14 protein-coding genes and 1 tRNA gene are annotated in these 15674 nt (G+C 61.0%); 5 read left to right on the top strand and 10 right to left on the bottom strand.

What is annotated here, in order from left to right; all coding sequences use genetic code 11:
* Positions 1 to 18: 18 nt before the first annotated feature.
* A complete protein-coding gene (locus BBX50_RS24615) occupies positions 19 to 1044 on the bottom strand; it encodes a magnesium and cobalt transport protein CorA (RefSeq protein ID WP_065777925.1) in 1026 nt (341 codons plus the stop codon).
* Between the two features lie 203 nt (positions 1045 to 1247).
* Here BBX50_RS24615 and sthA point away from each other — a divergent pair, with 203 nt between their 5' ends.
* Both sthA and BBX50_RS24605 read left to right on the top strand, forming a co-directional pair.
* Complete coding sequence (gene sthA, locus BBX50_RS24610; protein ID WP_065777924.1) at positions 1248 to 2663, top strand: Si-specific NAD(P)(+) transhydrogenase; 1416 nt, start codon at positions 1248 to 1250, stop codon at positions 2661 to 2663.
* Between the two features lie 213 nt (positions 2664 to 2876).
* A complete protein-coding gene (locus BBX50_RS24605; protein WP_065777923.1) occupies positions 2877 to 3680 on the top strand; it encodes an endonuclease/exonuclease/phosphatase family protein in 804 nt (267 codons plus the stop codon).
* Between the two features lie 87 nt (positions 3681 to 3767).
* Here the strand turns inward: BBX50_RS24605 and tig are convergent, their stop codons facing one another.
* From tig to BBX50_RS24585, 4 genes are all read right to left on the bottom strand, one after another.
* Positions 3768 to 5246, bottom strand: coding sequence for a trigger factor (gene tig / locus BBX50_RS24600; protein ID WP_065777922.1), 1479 nt, complete (start codon positions 5244 to 5246; stop codon positions 3768 to 3770).
* A 179-nt stretch (positions 5247 to 5425) separates the two neighbouring features.
* Positions 5426 to 5510 (bottom strand) — tRNA-Leu (locus tag BBX50_RS24595).
* 182 nt (positions 5511 to 5692) lie between these two features.
* On the bottom strand, positions 5693 to 6280 hold the full coding sequence (locus BBX50_RS24590) for a GDYXXLXY domain-containing protein (RefSeq protein WP_065777921.1): 588 nt from the start codon (positions 6278 to 6280) through the stop codon (positions 5693 to 5695).
* The gene (locus BBX50_RS24585; protein WP_065777920.1) at positions 6277 to 7386 is read right to left on the bottom strand and encodes a DUF2157 domain-containing protein; all 1110 of its coding nucleotides are present in this window, start codon (positions 7384 to 7386) and stop codon (positions 6277 to 6279) included. Before BBX50_RS24585 ends, BBX50_RS24590 begins: the two co-directional genes overlap by 4 nt.
* A gap of 936 nt (positions 7387 to 8322) precedes the next feature.
* Between BBX50_RS24585 and BBX50_RS24580 the strand changes: the two genes are divergently transcribed.
* From BBX50_RS24580 to trmFO, 3 genes are all read left to right on the top strand, one after another.
* Positions 8323 to 8466: a DUF1127 domain-containing protein gene (locus BBX50_RS24580; protein ID WP_065376908.1), complete on the top strand. Its 144-nt coding sequence runs from the start codon at positions 8323 to 8325 to the stop codon at positions 8464 to 8466.
* Between the two features lie 427 nt (positions 8467 to 8893).
* Complete coding sequence (locus BBX50_RS31045; RefSeq protein WP_065777919.1) at positions 8894 to 9037, top strand: DUF1127 domain-containing protein; 144 nt, start codon at positions 8894 to 8896, stop codon at positions 9035 to 9037.
* Between the two features lie 99 nt (positions 9038 to 9136).
* Positions 9137 to 10552, top strand: a complete 1416-nt coding sequence (gene trmFO / locus BBX50_RS24570) for a methylenetetrahydrofolate--tRNA-(uracil(54)-C(5))-methyltransferase (FADH(2)-oxidizing) TrmFO (RefSeq protein ID WP_065777918.1) — start codon at positions 9137 to 9139, stop codon at positions 10550 to 10552.
* A 116-nt stretch (positions 10553 to 10668) separates the two neighbouring features.
* On the opposite strand, the gene BBX50_RS24565 is transcribed toward trmFO, so the two are convergent.
* The 5 genes from BBX50_RS24565 to yajC form a co-directional block, all read right to left on the bottom strand.
* Positions 10669 to 11139 (bottom strand): hypothetical protein, encoded by a 471-nt coding sequence (locus BBX50_RS24565; protein ID WP_065777917.1) that lies wholly within the window; start codon positions 11137 to 11139, stop codon positions 10669 to 10671.
* Positions 11140 to 11256: 117 nt separating this feature from the next.
* The gene (locus BBX50_RS24560) at positions 11257 to 12099 is read right to left on the bottom strand and encodes a phytoene/squalene synthase family protein (RefSeq protein WP_065777916.1); all 843 of its coding nucleotides are present in this window, start codon (positions 12097 to 12099) and stop codon (positions 11257 to 11259) included.
* 21 nt (positions 12100 to 12120) lie between these two features.
* Complete coding sequence (locus BBX50_RS24555) at positions 12121 to 12507, bottom strand: Mth938-like domain-containing protein (protein ID WP_065778026.1); 387 nt, start codon at positions 12505 to 12507, stop codon at positions 12121 to 12123.
* 1 nt (position 12508) lies between these two features.
* On the bottom strand, positions 12509 to 15076 hold the full coding sequence (secDF, locus tag BBX50_RS24550) for a protein translocase subunit SecDF (protein ID WP_065777915.1): 2568 nt from the start codon (positions 15074 to 15076) through the stop codon (positions 12509 to 12511).
* 46 nt (positions 15077 to 15122) lie between these two features.
* Positions 15123 to 15458 carry a preprotein translocase subunit YajC gene (gene yajC, locus BBX50_RS24545; RefSeq protein ID WP_065777914.1) on the bottom strand — a complete coding sequence of 112 codons (336 nt, stop codon included), beginning with the start codon at positions 15456 to 15458 and terminating at the stop codon, positions 15123 to 15125.
* Positions 15459 to 15674: the final 216 nt, after the last annotated feature.

Here is a 15674-nt window from a genome sequence, read left to right as displayed (position 1 = left end):
ACACTCTTGCTCGGGCATCTACAGCCATTTCGCCCGACGGAAGAAGCGGTAGAGCGTCCCGCACAATCCGATGATGACCGCAAGGACAACAAAATAGCCATAGCGGAACCTCAGCTCCGGCATGTCGTCGAAATTCATCCCATAAATGCCGGCAATCGCCGTCGGAACGGCAAGTATCGCCGCCCAGGAGGCGAGCTTGCGCGATATCTCTGTCTGTTCGGACTGCCCGACCATCAGGCTCGCCTCGAAGGTGAAGGCAAGGACTTCGCGCAGCGCGTCGATATCCTCCTGGACGCGGCGCACATGGTCCGTCACATCGCGAAAGAGCGGTTGCAGCGCTGCATCCATGCCAGGCATATCGATGTGTTCGTGTCGTCGGCATACATCGACGAGCGGCACCACGGCATTGCGCAGCCTGAGGAGATTGCGCCGGAGCAGATAGAGCCGCTCGATGTCGCTCTTGATCAGCCGCTCCCGCAGCAGCCGATCTTCCAGTTCCTCCACTTCCTCGTGGATCGCCTCGATGACCGGCATGTAATTGTCGACGATGAAATCGAGGATCGAATAGAGGATATAGTTTTCGCCATGGGCCAGTGCTGCCGGCGAAGATTCGCAGCGCTGGCGGACGGCCATGTACGAAGTCGAGGCGCCGTGCCTGACCGAGACGACATAACCGCGCCCGACGAAAAGATGCGTCTCGCCAAAAGCGATTTCGTCGCCGACCATATGGGCCGTCCGCGCAACGACAAAGATCGAATCGCCGTAAATCTCGAGCTTCGGCCGCTGGTGCGCCTTGCAGGCATCCTCGATCGCCAGGTCATGCAGATCGAATTCGCGCTGCACCTGGCGCAGCAGGTCCGCATCGGGTTCGTGCAAGCCGATCCAGACGACCGTTCCCGGCCGCGCTCGCCACTTGCCGGCGTCTTCGACACGGATATCGCGAACCCGCACGCCGTTTTCGTAAACGGCGGCTGCGACGACGCCCGGCCGCTGCTCGGCGCCATCGGATTGCGGCATCGCCCTGTTCGTCAGTTCCAATCCCATCGTCACCCTCCCAGGCAAACACGACACCGATGGGCTCGGCACGTCGTTATGAGGCCGAGCATACGCGCATTCTCTTATATTCTCATCCGGCAGTTTTCGGTTATGAAAACCACTTCATTAAACCGTGCCATTGACGATATAGAGGCTTCAAAGCGAGAGTCTTTCGCAACGCACAACGATTCCTGACTTTAACGGATACGCCCATGAACCAGTTCGATCTCATCGTTGTCGGAAGCGGACCGGCCGGTCGCCGCGGTGCCATCCAGGCCGCCAAGCTCGGCAAGAAAGTCCTCGTCATTGAACAAGGAAAACGCGTCGGCGGGGTTTCGGTGCACACAGGCACCATTCCTTCGAAGACCCTGCGCGAGACGGCGCTCAATCTTTCGGGCTGGCGCGAACGCGGCTTCTACGGGCGCGCCTATCGCGTCAAACAGGAGATCAGTGCCGACGATCTGAGGCAGCGGCTGATCATCACGCTCAATCATGAAGTCGAGGTTCTCGAACACCAGTTCGCCCGCAACCGCGTGCAGCAGATGCGCGGCAAGGCGAGCTTCGTCGATCCGACCACGGTCGAGGTCGTCAAGGACGACGGTGAAACCCTGCTCGTTTCGGGCACGAGCATCATGCTGGCCGTCGGCACGAAACCCTTCCGTCCGGACTACATACCCTTCGACGGCAAGACCGTGCTCGACAGTGACGAACTGCTCGACATCTCCGAGCTTCCCCGTTCGCTCGTCGTCATCGGCGCCGGTGTCGTCGGCATCGAGTATGCGACGATCTTCAGCGCGCTCGACACGCACGTGACGGTGATCGATCCGAAGACGACGATGCTCGACTTCATCGACAAGGAGATCGTCGAGGATTTCATCTACCAGCTGCGCGACCGCAACATGAAGCTCCACCTCGGCCAGAAGGCCGACAAAGTGGAACGGCTCGACGATGGTAAGGTGCTGCTGACGCTCGACAACGGTCGCAAGATCGTGACCGACATGGTGCTTTTCGCCGCCGGGCGCATGGGTGCGACCGACACGCTCAACCTGCCTGCGGCAGGCCTCGAAGCCGACAGTCGCGGGCGGCTCAAGGTCAATCCCGAGACGTTCCAGACCTCCGTGCCGAACATCTATGCCGCCGGCGACGTGGTCGGTTTTCCCAGCCTTGCCTCGACATCGATGGAACAGGGGCGCATCGCAGCGCGTGTCGCCGTCGGCGCAATCGCGATGGAACCGCAGAAATATTTCCCCTATGGCATCTATGCCGTTCCCGAGATTTCGACCTGCGGCCTTTCGGAAGAAGAGGTCAAGGAACGCGGAATCCCTTATGAATGCGGTATGGCGCGCTTCCGCGAAACCTCGCGCGGCCACATCATGGGCCTCGATTCCGGGCTGTTGAAGATGATCTTCTCCCTGAAGACCCGCCGCCTGCTCGGCGTGCACATCATCGGCGAAGGCGCAACCGAGCTGGTTCACATCGGCCAGGCGGTACTCAACCTCAAGGGCACGGTCGAGTATTTCGTCGAGAATACCTTCAACTACCCGACGCTTGCCGAAGCCTACAAGATCGCCGGGCTCGACGCCTGGAACCGCATGGGCGAAATCAAGCAGGACGCGGCGAAGGCGTAAGTCACTGCGAACGCACTGAGTGCGCCCGCAAGAGACACTGACCACCATCGCGGACCACAAACAGTCGCGCGTCGATGCCCAGGGCGAGGCAACCTGCCCCGTCGTCCGGGCAGCTTTGCGCCTCCTCGGGCCGGCGCGCGCTTCCGCAATGATGCCCCGATGGGGTGGCGAATCGGGTAGCTTCACCGCTCGTTCGATGAAGAGGCCCAACGCATGCGCATCCTTTCCCTCAATGCCTGGGGCGGCAAGCTCCATTCGCCGTTGATAGCCTACCTCGCAGAGGTCGATGCCGATGTTCTGTGTCTGCAGGAGGTCGCGCGTTCGCCGACGACCGAGGCCGAGTGGCTGACCTATCGCGATGGGGACGTCGAGCTGCCGCAACGTGCGAACCTTTTCGACGAGATTGCGGCCGTCCTTCCCGGACATGACGGTTTTTTCTGTCCGACGGCGCGGGGCACGCTCCTTGATGGCAACAAACCCGTGACATCAGAGTTTGGCCTGGCGACCTTTGTCCGCCGCTCACATTCCATTATCGGCCAGACGCTCGGCTTCGTGCATGGCAGCTTCTCATCCGATGGCTGGGGGCCGCATCCACGTGCGCGCAACGCGCATTGCATTCGCATCTTCGACCATGGAGCCGGGGCGGCGATCACCATCGCCCAGATGCATGGCCTAAGGGAGATCAGTGGCAAGAACGACAGCCCTGCCCGGCACGCGCAGGCAGATGTTCTGGCGAAACTGATCCGCCAGGTATGGCCCGGCAACGAACGGCTCGTCGTATGCGGCGACTTCAACGTGCTGCCTGACAGTGCCACCTTCCAGGTGCTTGCAGAGCTCGGACTGACCGACCTGGTGGTGTCGCGCGGTCATACAGATACTCGGACGTCGCACTATCTGAAGGACGGGCGCTTTGCTGATTACATGCTGATGAACGGCAACGCCCGCGCCGCCCGGTTCGAAGTCGTCGCGCAGCCTGAGGTCTCGGACCATCGCGCCCTGCTTCTCGACCTTAGATGAGCCGGAAACACAGCACTCAAAGCAGCACAACAAGAAAGGCCCTGCCGCGAGCGGCAGGGCCTTTCGATTCCTAAGGCTTTGGTCCGATTACTCGGCGCTGTCGTCAGCGGCCTTCTTCTTGGCCGGAGCCTTCTTCTTCGGAGCGGCAGCTTCTTCGCCTTCGGCAGCTTCCGCCTTGGCAGCGGCCTTCTTCTTGGCCGGAGCCTTCTTGGCAGCCTTGCCTTCAGCTTCTTCGTCGTCAGCCGTCAGCTCTTCCTTGGAAACCTTCTTGTCGGTTACCGAGATTTCGCCGAGCAGGTGGTCGACGACCTTTTCTTCGAACAGCGGAGCGCGCAGCGAAGCAGCAGCACCGGGGGTGTTCTTGAAGTAGTCGAGGATCTGCTTTTCCTGGCCCGGGAACTGGCGGAGCTGTTCGAACAGCGAACGCTGCAGTTCGTCGTCGCTGACCTGGACGCCGGCCTTCTCGCCGATTTCCGAGAGAACGAGACCGAGGCGAACACGACGCTCAGCGAGCTTGCGGTATTCGGCGCGGGCTTCTTCTTCCGTGGTTTCTTCGTCAGCGAAGGTCTTGCCGGCCTGCTGCAGGTCGGTGTTGATCTGGCGCCAGATGTTTTCGAATTCGGCGTCGACGAGGCGCTCCGGCGTTTCGAACTGGTAGAGTTCGTCGAGCTGGTCGAGGATCTGGCGCTTGACCTTCTGACGGGTCAGGTTGCCGTACTGGCTTTCGATCTGGCCGCGGACGATTTCCTTCAGCTTGTCAGCCGATTCGAGGCCGAGCTTGGTGGCCAGTTCGTCGTTGATTTCGATATCCTGGGCGCCGGCAACGTCCTTGACGGTGATGTCGAAGGTTGCTTCCTTGCCGGCAAGGTTTGCAGCCGGGTAGTCAGCCGGGAAGGTGACGGTGATGGTCTTCTCGTCGCCAGCCTTCACGCCGACGAGCTGCTCTTCGAAGCCCGGGATGAAGCGGTTGGAGCCGAGAACGAGCTCAGCGTCTTCGTCCTTGCCGCCGTCGAAGGCAACGCCGTCGACCTTGCCGAGGTAATCGATCGTGACGCGGTCGCCGTTGGCGGCCTTGCCCTTCTTCGACTCGTAGCTGCGGGCGCTTTCGGCGATCTTCAGAATCTGCTCGTTGACTTCGTCTTCAGCAATCTCGACAACTTCGCGGGTCACCTTGAGGCCGCTGACGTCCTTGAGTTCGATCGCCGGGATGATTTCGTAGGCAACGGTGAACTCGAGGTCAGCTTCCGCGTTGAGGATCTTGTCGGCTTCGGCCTCGTCCTCGGTCATCGCGATTTCCGGCTGGGTCGCCGACTTTTCGCCACGGCCCGAAAGGATCTCGGTCGGCTTGTCGCGAACGATCTCGTTGACGAGATCAGCCATGATCGACTTGCCATAGACCTTCTTCAGATGCGCGACCGGCACCTTGCCCGGACGGAAGCCGTTGATCTTCACACGGTCCTTCACTTCGGCCAGACGCTCGTTCATACGAGCTTCCATGTCCTTGGCCGGGATAACGACCTTGAGTTCGCGCTTCAGCCCTTGAGCGAGCGTTTCGATAACCTGCATGTTCAAACCTTCATTTCACGTTGACTGTGCTCTTCCCCTTCGAAAGGTCTGGCGAGCACGTGAGCCGATCCATTTGCCGGGAGTGGCTTTACGCAATTCCGTAACCGTTTTGCAAGCAAAATGGCACTCCAGCCCCCTTCATCCTCGCAGAATCCGGACTTTGGGCGCGATCGCTGATCTGGTGCGGGTAGAGAGACTTGAACTCCCACGCCTTGCGGCACCAGAACCTAAATCTGGCGTGTCTACCAATTTCACCATACCCGCGTTCAGACAATCGCACCACCTGACCGTATTCCCGCAAGACCAACCAGCGGAATACCGCGGATACAATGGGCATGCTGAAAGTTCAGGGCTTTCCCGAGCGCGGCGTCTCTATATCACTCGTTTTCACGGGATCAAAGGGAAAATGCGGAATTTCACGACGGATAGAAGTGTGGCTGCAAACCTCAATAGAGAGGCTCTTCATAGACCGGGCTTCCATTGACCGCGATCTCTCGGATCTGGGCCTTGCCGCTGCCGTCAACGCGAATGTTGACCGAGAGCGCCTGTGCATTGCGCGCCTCCTCCAGGGTCCGCCCTTCGCCTTCCGGCACGTAGAAACGCTCGATGCCATAAGCCACGTTGACGGACGTCGGCGGCGACGACGGATAATAGGAAAACGGGAGGGAGCGAAGAACAACGCTGTCGCCGGCCGCTGGCAAAGGCTGGAACGAGGCCTCCGTTGCCGTCCAGAAGCCATCGAGTTGTTTCTCCAGCCGGACGTAGAGTTGCGCTTCTTCGGCCTCAGCCGGAACATCGCCCTTGAACAGTTCCGGTGCGATCCTGGAAATGTCGTAGCTTAGGATCACATAATCGCCCCGCAGCAGGTCGCGCGGGTCGACCGGCACAGTCTTCAAGAGGACGTCCCGGCCGTTTCGCAGAATCGAAGCCCTGCCCTCGATCATGTAGCCAAGCGCCGCCGTCTGTGCGCCGGCGACAAGCAGAGCCGCGAGCAGCGGGTTCAGCCAACGGGTCTTTGATGCAACGGCACTCATTGTGAAGCCCCCGTCTGACGTGTGCGTGCCATATGTCCTTCGATGCGGATGACAAGCCAGGCGATGCACGCGACGACCAATCCCGAAATCAGGAAGAAGCCTGACGTGCCAAGCATCGAGCCGAGGGTTTCGAAGGCGAGGTAGAGAAGCTCTCCGGCAAAGGCCACATAGCCGAGATAGCGCACGGCACCGTTCTGCGCGCCGGCGAGCCCTATGCCGAGGAGAGCCACCAGCAGCGTGCATGCGCCGGTCACAACCTCCGTTGTCAGCCCCACCGCCTCGTACTGAAGTGCCGTGAAGCCAAGCAGGGCCAGGGAAAAGGAATAGAAGGCGGGCGCCGAGCCGGCGTCGAGCGCGAGGGGGCGCAATGGCGAGCCCGGCAGGGTCACCGCCAGAAAGCCGACAAGGCCAAATGCCGCAAGGCCGCCGGCGAAGGCGAGCGAGGGGCTATCGATGTAAAGCCAGGCCAGCCAGGAAAGGAAGAGCAGATAGGCAAGATGGCGCGTCCTGCCGGCCTCGGTGAAACGAACCAGCAGGACAACGATGACGGCCAGTGCTGGGACGGACCAGCTGCGCCAGTCCGAGACCATACTGAACCCATCTTCTGTCAGCACGGTTCCGAAATAAAACCAGGCGAGGCCGCCGGCAACCGTCGCCATCGCAGCCGAGCGAAACCCCAGGGCCGAAACGCAAGCACCGGCAAACCAAAGCAGTGCCGCATCGGCCGCATCGCCCGACAGGTGGTACATCTGCCCGACAAGAGCGATGCCGCCGCCAAAGGCGGCCGCACCGAGCACGAGTGCCGCCGCGGCAAAGGCCGCCCTGCCGTTCCGCACGAGCCATGCGGCGGCGAAATGGAAGCCCCAGATCAAGGCGACGATGCCGGCAACCCTTGCCAGGCGCGGCAGTGCGTCCCAATTGGCGGCGACGAGCAGTAGGATCGAGGCAGACAGCAACAACGCCGCCAGGATGAGCAGGACGCGCCCGGCACGGAAGGTCGACTCCCGACCGTCGTACTCGGCAAGCATGGCGCGCGCGGTGTTTTCCTGCAGCAGCCCCTTGTCGATCCAGCTCTTGAAGTCTCGTTCGAGACGCGCGCGGTACATCCTGCCCCCAAAGTCTTCGAATTCTGCGCTTGAAATGACCAAGCCCTGTCACCACCTAACCACGTATCGGCGCGGAAAGACAATCGCCCTCGCACGGCTGGGCCCGCACCGATAGGGACGCTGACAAGCGGCTTGCGCAATGCGCATATCTTCCATGCGGATATTGCACTGCACAAATCGATTTAAAGACCCTATATTCAAATCATCAAAGGCGAACGCGGCAACAAGCCAGCCGGGCGCCGGCGGAAACGGCCAACCGCCCCAGAATGCTGGGAAAGGTCGACGGAATTCGGACGAGCGTACTCCTCCTCCCAACGCTCTTCCGATCAGACTGGCAACACTCCTCCTCCCAGTTGCCAGTCACTTCAAATGACGCTCGCTGGACCTCCTCCCCCAGCGGGCGTTATTGCTTTTCAGCTCTTCCCTACGACAACAGCCCGATCCGTGCGCGACTGCACAATATTCGTGCAGGATTTGGCTACTTCGGTGTCAAGCCATGCATAAGACGCATGGGTGCCATTCAAGATCAGCTCTACACCTCCGCCAGGCTCCGTACTATCTTCAACTCATCGATCGGGGCGGCGCACTCCTCCTCCCAGCGCCCCTCGATTTGGATCGGCGACACTCCTCCTCCCGGTTGCCGATCAGAATAAAACAACGCTCGCTGGACCTCCTCCCCCAGCGAGCGTTGTTTGTTTTCAGCCATAGCTTTCAGCACCACTCCCCTGAACCATCCGCTCCAAACAGACGTCGCGCTGCCGCATCTCGCGCCGGCATGCGCCCAATTAGGGCTCCACAAGGCTTGCACGTGTTGCATGGGTGCGATGCAGCATTATCTCTGTAACTTCTGCTCAGATCGACTATATTCCAGACCATCAGATGACGGCCAGCAAGGAAGATAGAGCGCTGGCAAACGACCCTAGAAAGGATAGGATCATGAACCTCGCACGTTCTTTCAACAATTGGCGCAAGTATCGTCAGACCTGCAACGAACTCGGCCGCATGAGCGACCGTGAGCTGAGCGACCTCGGCATCGGCCGCGGCGACATCCCCTACGTTGCTCGCCAGGCGATCAAGTAATTCAGGCTGCGCCTTCGGGTGTGACCGACCTCCAGTAGACGCCCTCCGGTTCATTCCGGAGGGCGTTTTCTTTTTGTCCGCCCGGTAAGTCACCGCGCCTTCGCACCTGCGAGATGGAGTTGACCCCTTCGCCAGCCGTCGTCGCACCCAGCAGTAAGGTCACGCTCGTCAACGACGCAGCGAACGCTCGCGCTTCCACTCAAAAAACACTTAAAAGACAAAGTGTTAATGCGGAACAATTGACATTTTAATCAATCGTTAATTGATGCCGTCTTTTCAAGCGGTGCCCATCTATGTGGCGATGCACTGCACAAATGCATAGCAGCTGCATTTTCTTTGCACTCCACCTTCTAATTAGACAAGCGTATAAGAACCTCAACGACGCAGACAGATGGCTGTCGCGACAACCTGATTTGAGGAAAAGACCATGAACCCGATTCGTATCGCAAAAAGCTGGATCAACTATCGCCGCACCGTCAGCGAGCTCGGCAACCTGTCGAACCACGCTCTCACTGACATCGGCATCACCCGCTACGACATCCGCAACATTGCGGCCCGTTCCTTCCGTTAATCGGAACGAACGACCGGACTTCCAAGACGGCGCCTTCAGGGCGCCGTTTTCGTTTATAGACGTTGGAACCAGGGGCCGAGGCGTGATAGGAAGCCGGCCATGAGCAAAGACACTTCTTCCCACTCCCCCATCCACGTCATCGGCGGCGGCCTCGCCGGATCGGAAGCTGCGTGGCAGATCGCCGAGGCCGGCGTACCGGTCGTCCTGCACGAGATGCGCGGCGTGCGCGGCACCGATGCGCACAAGACCGACGGCCTTGCCGAACTCGTCTGTTCCAACTCTTTCCGTTCTGATGACGCAACCAGCAATGCGGTTGGCGTGCTCCACGCGGAAATGCGTCTTGCCGGCTCGCTGATCATGAAATCCGCCGATGCCAACCAGGTTCCGGCCGGTGGCGCACTTGCCGTCGACCGTGATGGATTTTCTGACGCCGTCAGTGCCGCCATTGCCGCCCATCCGCTGATCACGGTCGTGCGCGAGGAAATCTCCGGCCTGCCGCCCCGCGAATGGGATCTTGCGGTAATTGCAACCGGACCGTTGACGGCGCCGGATCTCGCCGAAGCGATCCGTCAGGAAACCGGCGCCGATGCGCTCGCCTTCTTCGATGCCATCGCGCCGATCGTCTACACCGAGACGATCGACATGGACATCTGCTGGTTCCAGTCCCGCTACGACAAGGTTGGCCCCGGCGGCACCGGCAAGGACTATATCAACTGCCCGATGACCGAGGAGCAGTACAACGCCTTTGTCGATGCACTGGTCGCCGGCGACAAGACGGGCTTCAAGGAATGGGAAGGCACGCCCTATTTCGACGGCTGCCTGCCAATCGAGGTGATGGCCGAACGTGGCCGCGAGACGCTCCGCCACGGGCCGATGAAGCCGATGGGCCTCACCAATGCCCACAACCCCACCGTCAAGCCTTATGCAGTCGTGCAGCTGCGCCAGGACAATGCGCTCGGCACGCTCTACAACATGGTCGGCTTCCAGACGAAACTGAAGTACGGCGCCCAGGCCGAAGTCTTCCGCATGATTCCGGGGTTGGAGAATGCCGAGTTCGCACGCCTCGGCGGCCTGCACCGCAATACCTACATCAATTCGCCGACGCTGCTTGACGGAACGCTGACGCTGAAGTCGCGGCCTGGCCTGCGCTTTGCCGGTCAGATCACCGGCTGCGAGGGCTACGTGGAGAGCGCCAGCATCGGCTTGCTCGCCGGTCGCTTCGCCGCTGCGGAGCGCAAGGGCGAGGCACTTGTGGCACCACCGGCCACCACCGCCTTCGGCGCGCTTCTCAACCACATCACCGGCGGCCACATCGTCTCTGACGATGAGCCGGGCAAGCGCTCGTTCCAGCCGATGAATGTCAACTTCGGCCTCTTCCCACCGCTCGAGGCAGGGGCAATTACGAAGCCTGAAGGGGCAAAGCGCTTCCGCGGCAAGGAGAAGGCGCTCGCCAAGAAGCAGGCAACGGCAGCGCGCGCCCTTGCCGATTGTGCAGCCTGGCTTGGCAACACCTGACGAGGTCAGTCTCAAAGCAAAAACGACAAGGCCCGCTCGCGGGAACGCAAGCAGGCCTTGTCGTTATGCGCCGCGCATCCTCTCAGACACGCAAAAGTCGTTGTATGCCTTCGAACTTATTCGGTCGCCTGGGCCGGATGCGACGGCTCGGCCGCTGCGGGCGGTGTAAATTCCGATTTCGGATTGAAGCTGCCAAGCAGCCAAAGCGAGACTTCCGCTGCCTCTCCCGCGCTTTGAAACTCGAAGTCGTTGTCCAGGTAGGCGAAGTCCGGGAAGTGCACGATCAGGCCGCGCCCGGTTTCTGAACTGTTGACCCGGACCTTGCCCGGATGAATCACGTGGCAGACATAGTGCGTGCCATGAGACTGAATGAAGCCCGCCTTGCCATCATGCAGCCTCAGGAAGATAGCCTTTCGATCCGCGGTGGAATGCAGTGCGCGGATCGCCTCATCCGGAAACGCCCGTCCGAACTCCACCATCGCCGAGCCGGCATCGGGGTTGTCCCAATCCCGTTCGGCGCGGGCATTCATCCGCATGTAGAATGCGCCGGCCAGAATGACGACGGCGATGAGCAATAACCAAAGCATCCGCGGGCGCTCCTCTTCGCTCGGCATGACGCCGATAATGCGCTTCTATACGCTGCGAGGCTTGTGCCAATTTGTCTTCGCGTCAGACGCGCCGACCCACCGGATGCTCTGGCCGCCTCAGAACAGACGACGCCGGCTGGCCCGCCACATCCACCATTGCCGCCGCCACTGCGCCGGACGGACGGGCTTCTGCAGAAGCCCGGCACCAGCCGCTTCGGCGCGATCGAAGATCGGCTCGGCGAGCGCGACAGGCACGAAGGCCGAAAAATTCGACGGCGAGATCGCGTCGAGATGCGCGCGTGCCTTGATGAGGTGATCGCGGCCGAAGCCTGCGAAAGCGCAGATCGCGCGACTGATCGCTTCCTTGTTTTCACCGGCGATGAGCGTTTCGCGGTCAAGGCCGGTCGCGCGCAGCAGTTCGGCCGGCAGATAAACCTGGCCACGCCTCAAATGCAGCGGCAACAGCATCAACAGGCCGGCGACCGTCTGCGCTACGCCCGCATGGCCTGCGGCCTCTGCCGACTTCGCGGCGTTCTCAGGGTCGAGGACCAGGGATGAAAGCTGGATCAAGGCCGAAGCGGTCTCGCCGGCATAGCCTTCAAGCGCTAACCGGTCTTCCATCGGATCGTCGTAGAGATCGAAGATCCGGGCATCGATCATGTTGTCAAACACGGAAACCGGCAGGCGATGGGCACGAATGCACTGAAGCAAGGCCTCGGCAAGCGGATGCCCCTCCCCGGTTGCCGCGGCATTGCCAATGAGCTCCCGCCACCATTGCATGCGGATCTCGCCGGGAATCGGCTCATGCACCAGATCGCGGATGCGTGCGAGCTCGGCGTTGAAGGCATAAAGTGCTGCAAGCGCGTGTCGCTTGTCAGCCGGCGCAAGCAGGCAGGCAAGATAGCGGTCGCGATCCGTATCCCTGAGGTCAGCCAGGATCTGGGTAGAAATGTCTTGCACGTCGTCTTCCCCGAAACCCGATCAGACTGCGATCAGCGCGACGGCGACGGCTCGCGATTCGGCGAGCATCACATTGTAGGTTCGAACGGCCGCCCCGGTGCTCATTGGGTCCGACGAAATATTGACGGCGCGCAGCACCGTCTTCAGTTCGGCCGGCAATGGACGAATGTCACGGCCGGTGCCGACCAGAAGCACTTCAATCTCCTGCGCCTCATCGATGACCCGAAGGAACTTCTCGACATCAAGGGGATCACCTTCTTCAACGTCCCATGCGTAGACGCCCGAAGGCAGCATGAGGATCGAGCCCCGATGCGACATGTCGGCGAAGCGAAAACCGCCATTGCCGTAGGCATCGATGGGCGCACGTCCCGGAAAGTGTGCTTCGCGAATTTCAATTCCCTTGGGCATTTCAAACAGCACCCTTTGCCGCGCCTGCAGCACCCGTACCCGCACCGGACGCGTTCTCGTCTCCTGGAATGTGGTCGGTCCGCTTCCTGAACAGGATGAGGATCGGCCCGGCGATGTAAATGGACGATATCGTCCCGACGATGACGCCAAACAGCATGGTGACGCTGAACGCGCGAATGAGGCCGCCAAAGAAATAGAGCGCCGCAAGCGCCAAAATGGTGGTCAGCGCCGTCAGGATCGTGCGCGAGAGCGTCTGGTTGATCGATGTATCAATCAGCACCGAAAGTGGCATGCGCCGATAGCGGCCAAGGTTCTCGCGAATGCGATCGTAAATGACGACCGTATCGTTGAGCGAATAGCCGACGATGGTCAGAACTGCGGCAATGCTTCCAAGGTTGAACTCTATGCCAGTCAGCACCAGGAAGCCGATCGTCAGCAAGACGTCGTGCAGTGTCGCGATGATCGCGCCCACGGCAAAACGCCACTCGAAGCGCAGCCAAACATAAAGCAGGATGGCCAAAAACGAAATCGCAAGGCCGATCGTACCCGCGCGCGTCAGTTCTCCGGAAACAACGGGGCCGACCACTTCGACGCGCCGGAACTCGTACTCGTCCGTCAGTTCGGACCGGATAACGCCAGCAGCCGTCTGCTCGGCGTTATCGCCTGCTTCTTGCGACGGCACGCGCACCAGCACGTCTCCGCCCGATCCCAGCTGCTGCACCTGGACTTCGCCGAAGTTCAACTCGTCGAGCCGCGCGCGAAGATCGGCCACATCGACCGGTCCCGCCTTCGAATGCAACTCGATGATCGACCCACCCTTGAAGTCCACGCCGAGATTGAGCCCGATACCGGCGAGCAGCAACACGGAGGCGAGCGACAATGCCGCCATCAGGATGAACACCGGATTGCGGATCCTCATGAAACGAACATCCAGATCGCTGAAGCGACCGGTCCGGATACCCTTGGGCAGGCGCTGTGACTTCCAGTGTCGCAGCCAGCGCTTCACGATCAAACGTGTCACCGTGTAGGCGGTAAAGAGTGTGGTCACGCTGCCGATCGCAAGCGTGACAGCGAAGCCGCGCACCGGGCCCGAGCCAAGATAGAACAGGATGGCGCTGGCAATCAGCATCGTCAGATTGGCATCAAAGATGCTGCTGAAAACACGCGAAAACGCGTTGTTGATCGTGCGCCGTAGCGGTTCGGCGCCGCGCACCTCCTCGCGCAGGCGCTCATAGATCAGCACGTTGGAGTCGACCGCGACGCCGATCGTCAGGATGATGCCGGCGATCCCCGGCAGCGTCAGCGTTGCACCGGAGACGGAAAGGGCCGCGATGATCAAAATGATGTTCAAGGCGAGCGCGATGACCGCGAAGACGCCGAAAACGCCGTAGAAGAAGATCATCGAGGCAGCAACGGCAACCGCCGCAACAAGGCCCGCTTTCAGTCCATCGGCAATCGCGTCGCCACCGACGCCCGGGCCAACTGTCCGTTCCTCGACAAAGGTCAGCGGCGTCGGAAGCGGTCCGGTCCTGACGAGGGCCGCGAGGTCCGTGGCCCCTTCTGTCGGAAGATCCGCGGAAATGCGCGCCGTGTCGGCCTTGATCGAATCCGAGAGTTTGAGCGTTACGATGACTTGGCCATCGAGAACGATCGCCACAACCTTGTCCGATTGCTGCGCGGTCACGGCCGCAACCCGCTGCTGCGACGCTGCGTCGATCTTGATGGCGACCGAGGCGCTTTCAGCAGTGGCGTCCGCTTCCGGCTGCGCGGAAAGAAAGTTCTCCGCTCCAAGCAGCGGAACCTTTTCGACGAGATAGGGTACCGGTGGGTCGTCGAAGGAATAGAGAACCTCCGTGCCGATCGGAGGCTGGCCCTCAACCGCGCGCTGGATGGGCACGGAAGTATCGAGCAAGCGGAAGGTCAGATTGGCGCGCTGGCTGAGCAGGTCCTTCAAGCGCTGCGGATCGCCGAGGCCGGGCACCTGAACGATCAGCCGGTCATCGCCGCGACGCTGGATCAGCGGATCCACGGCACCGACCTCGGCGACGCGCCGGCGGACCACGTCAACGGATTGCGCCAGAGCCAAGGAAAGCCGGTAGTCGATACCTTCATCGGTCAGACGCAGGCGGACGAGTTCATCCGGCTCTGCGCTGTCGAACACGATTTCGGATAGGGGCTCGGAACCGAATCCACCAACATCGACAGGCGCCGTCAGCGGCTTCAGTCTCTCGCGGGCGGCTGCGAGTTGGGCGCGGTCCCGGACGCGGAACGCGATCGCCTGTCCCTCGCCCGAAAGGCCGATATAGGCGATGTCGGCATCGCGCAGCGACTTGCCGACATCGTTGGTAACCGCTTCGAGCCGTTCCGCAAGGATATCGCTGCGCGCTGCGCGCAGCATGAAATGCGAGCCTCCCTGCAGATCAAGGCCCAGCGCCACCTGGCGATGAGGCAGGAAGGACGGCAGTCCGGCCGCCTCCTCGCGGGTCAGAACATTCGGCAAGGCGAAGGCGATGCCGGCAAGAGCCACCAACCAGACAAGGAGACGTTTCAACGGCGGTAATCTGCGCATGCCTCAAACGCTCCAGTTGCTCGGCCGGTGGTGGCTGTCGTCGCCCTTATTCTTTCACAGGCTCGCCCTTGACGCGAACTTCCGAAACGCCGCCGCGAACGACACGGATCTTCACGCCTTCGGCGATTTCGACTTCGAGTTCGCTGTCGTCGACGACCTTCGTCACCTTGCCAACGATGCCGCCACCGGTCACGACCTGATCACCGCGACGGATGTTCTTCAACAGTTCCTCGCGGCGCTTCATCTGCGCGCGCTGCGGACGGATGATCAGGAAATACATAACAACAAAAATCAGCAGGAAAGGCAGGATGGACATGAGAATGTCCGCGCCACCGGCGGAAGGGGCACCGGCTGTCTGCGCAAAAGCTTCGGTAATGAACATCGATCACTCCTTGAGTTCAAATATCGGCGGTTCCTCCGCACCAAATCGGCCGGAATATAGGGACGCCCGGCCGCTCTGCAAAGCCGTGGGCACCCGTACCCGTTCCTGTGCCTCTGACACAAATTGCACAACAGGAGAACCCCCCGCGCAAGGCTCTGCGGCCTTTTCCAGCGTAAACCTGCGTGCTACCGGGTTTCTGGTGGGTCACGGCCGCGA

The organism is Ensifer sp. LC11 (genome assembly GCF_001695835.1).
Classification (GTDB): domain Bacteria; phylum Pseudomonadota; class Alphaproteobacteria; order Rhizobiales; family Rhizobiaceae; genus Ensifer.
The sequence above is the reverse complement of the archived record's forward strand: the minus strand, read 5'-3'. Positions and strand labels throughout refer to the sequence as shown.

What these genes read in the sequence shown, in the direction of transcription:
- BBX50_RS24615 (WP_065777925.1), bottom strand. Translation starts at nt 1,044, where the DNA reads ATGGGATTGGAACTGACGAACAGGGCGATGCCGCAATCCGATGGCGCC.
- sthA (WP_065777924.1), top strand. Translation starts at nt 1,248, where the DNA reads ATGAACCAGTTCGATCTCATCGTTGTCGGAAGCGGACCGGCCGGTCGC.
- BBX50_RS24605 (WP_065777923.1), top strand. Translation starts at nt 2,877, where the DNA reads ATGCGCATCCTTTCCCTCAATGCCTGGGGCGGCAAGCTCCATTCGCCG.
- tig (WP_065777922.1), bottom strand. Translation starts at nt 5,246, where the DNA reads ATGCAGGTTATCGAAACGCTCGCTCAAGGGCTGAAGCGCGAACTCAAG.
- BBX50_RS24590 (WP_065777921.1), bottom strand. Translation starts at nt 6,280, where the DNA reads ATGAGTGCCGTTGCATCAAAGACCCGTTGGCTGAACCCGCTGCTCGCG.
- BBX50_RS24585 (WP_065777920.1), bottom strand. Translation starts at nt 7,386, where the DNA reads ATGTACCGCGCGCGTCTCGAACGAGACTTCAAGAGCTGGATCGACAAG.
- BBX50_RS24580 (WP_065376908.1), top strand. Translation starts at nt 8,323, where the DNA reads ATGAACCTCGCACGTTCTTTCAACAATTGGCGCAAGTATCGTCAGACC.
- BBX50_RS31045 (WP_065777919.1), top strand. Translation starts at nt 8,894, where the DNA reads ATGAACCCGATTCGTATCGCAAAAAGCTGGATCAACTATCGCCGCACC.
- trmFO (WP_065777918.1), top strand. Translation starts at nt 9,137, where the DNA reads ATGAGCAAAGACACTTCTTCCCACTCCCCCATCCACGTCATCGGCGGC.
- BBX50_RS24565 (WP_065777917.1), bottom strand. Translation starts at nt 11,139, where the DNA reads ATGCTTTGGTTATTGCTCATCGCCGTCGTCATTCTGGCCGGCGCATTC.
- BBX50_RS24555 (WP_065778026.1), bottom strand. Translation starts at nt 12,507, where the DNA reads ATGCCCAAGGGAATTGAAATTCGCGAAGCACACTTTCCGGGACGTGCG.
- secDF (WP_065777915.1), bottom strand. Translation starts at nt 15,076, where the DNA reads ATGCGCAGATTACCGCCGTTGAAACGTCTCCTTGTCTGGTTGGTGGCT.
- yajC (WP_065777914.1), bottom strand. Translation starts at nt 15,458, where the DNA reads ATGTTCATTACCGAAGCTTTTGCGCAGACAGCCGGTGCCCCTTCCGCC.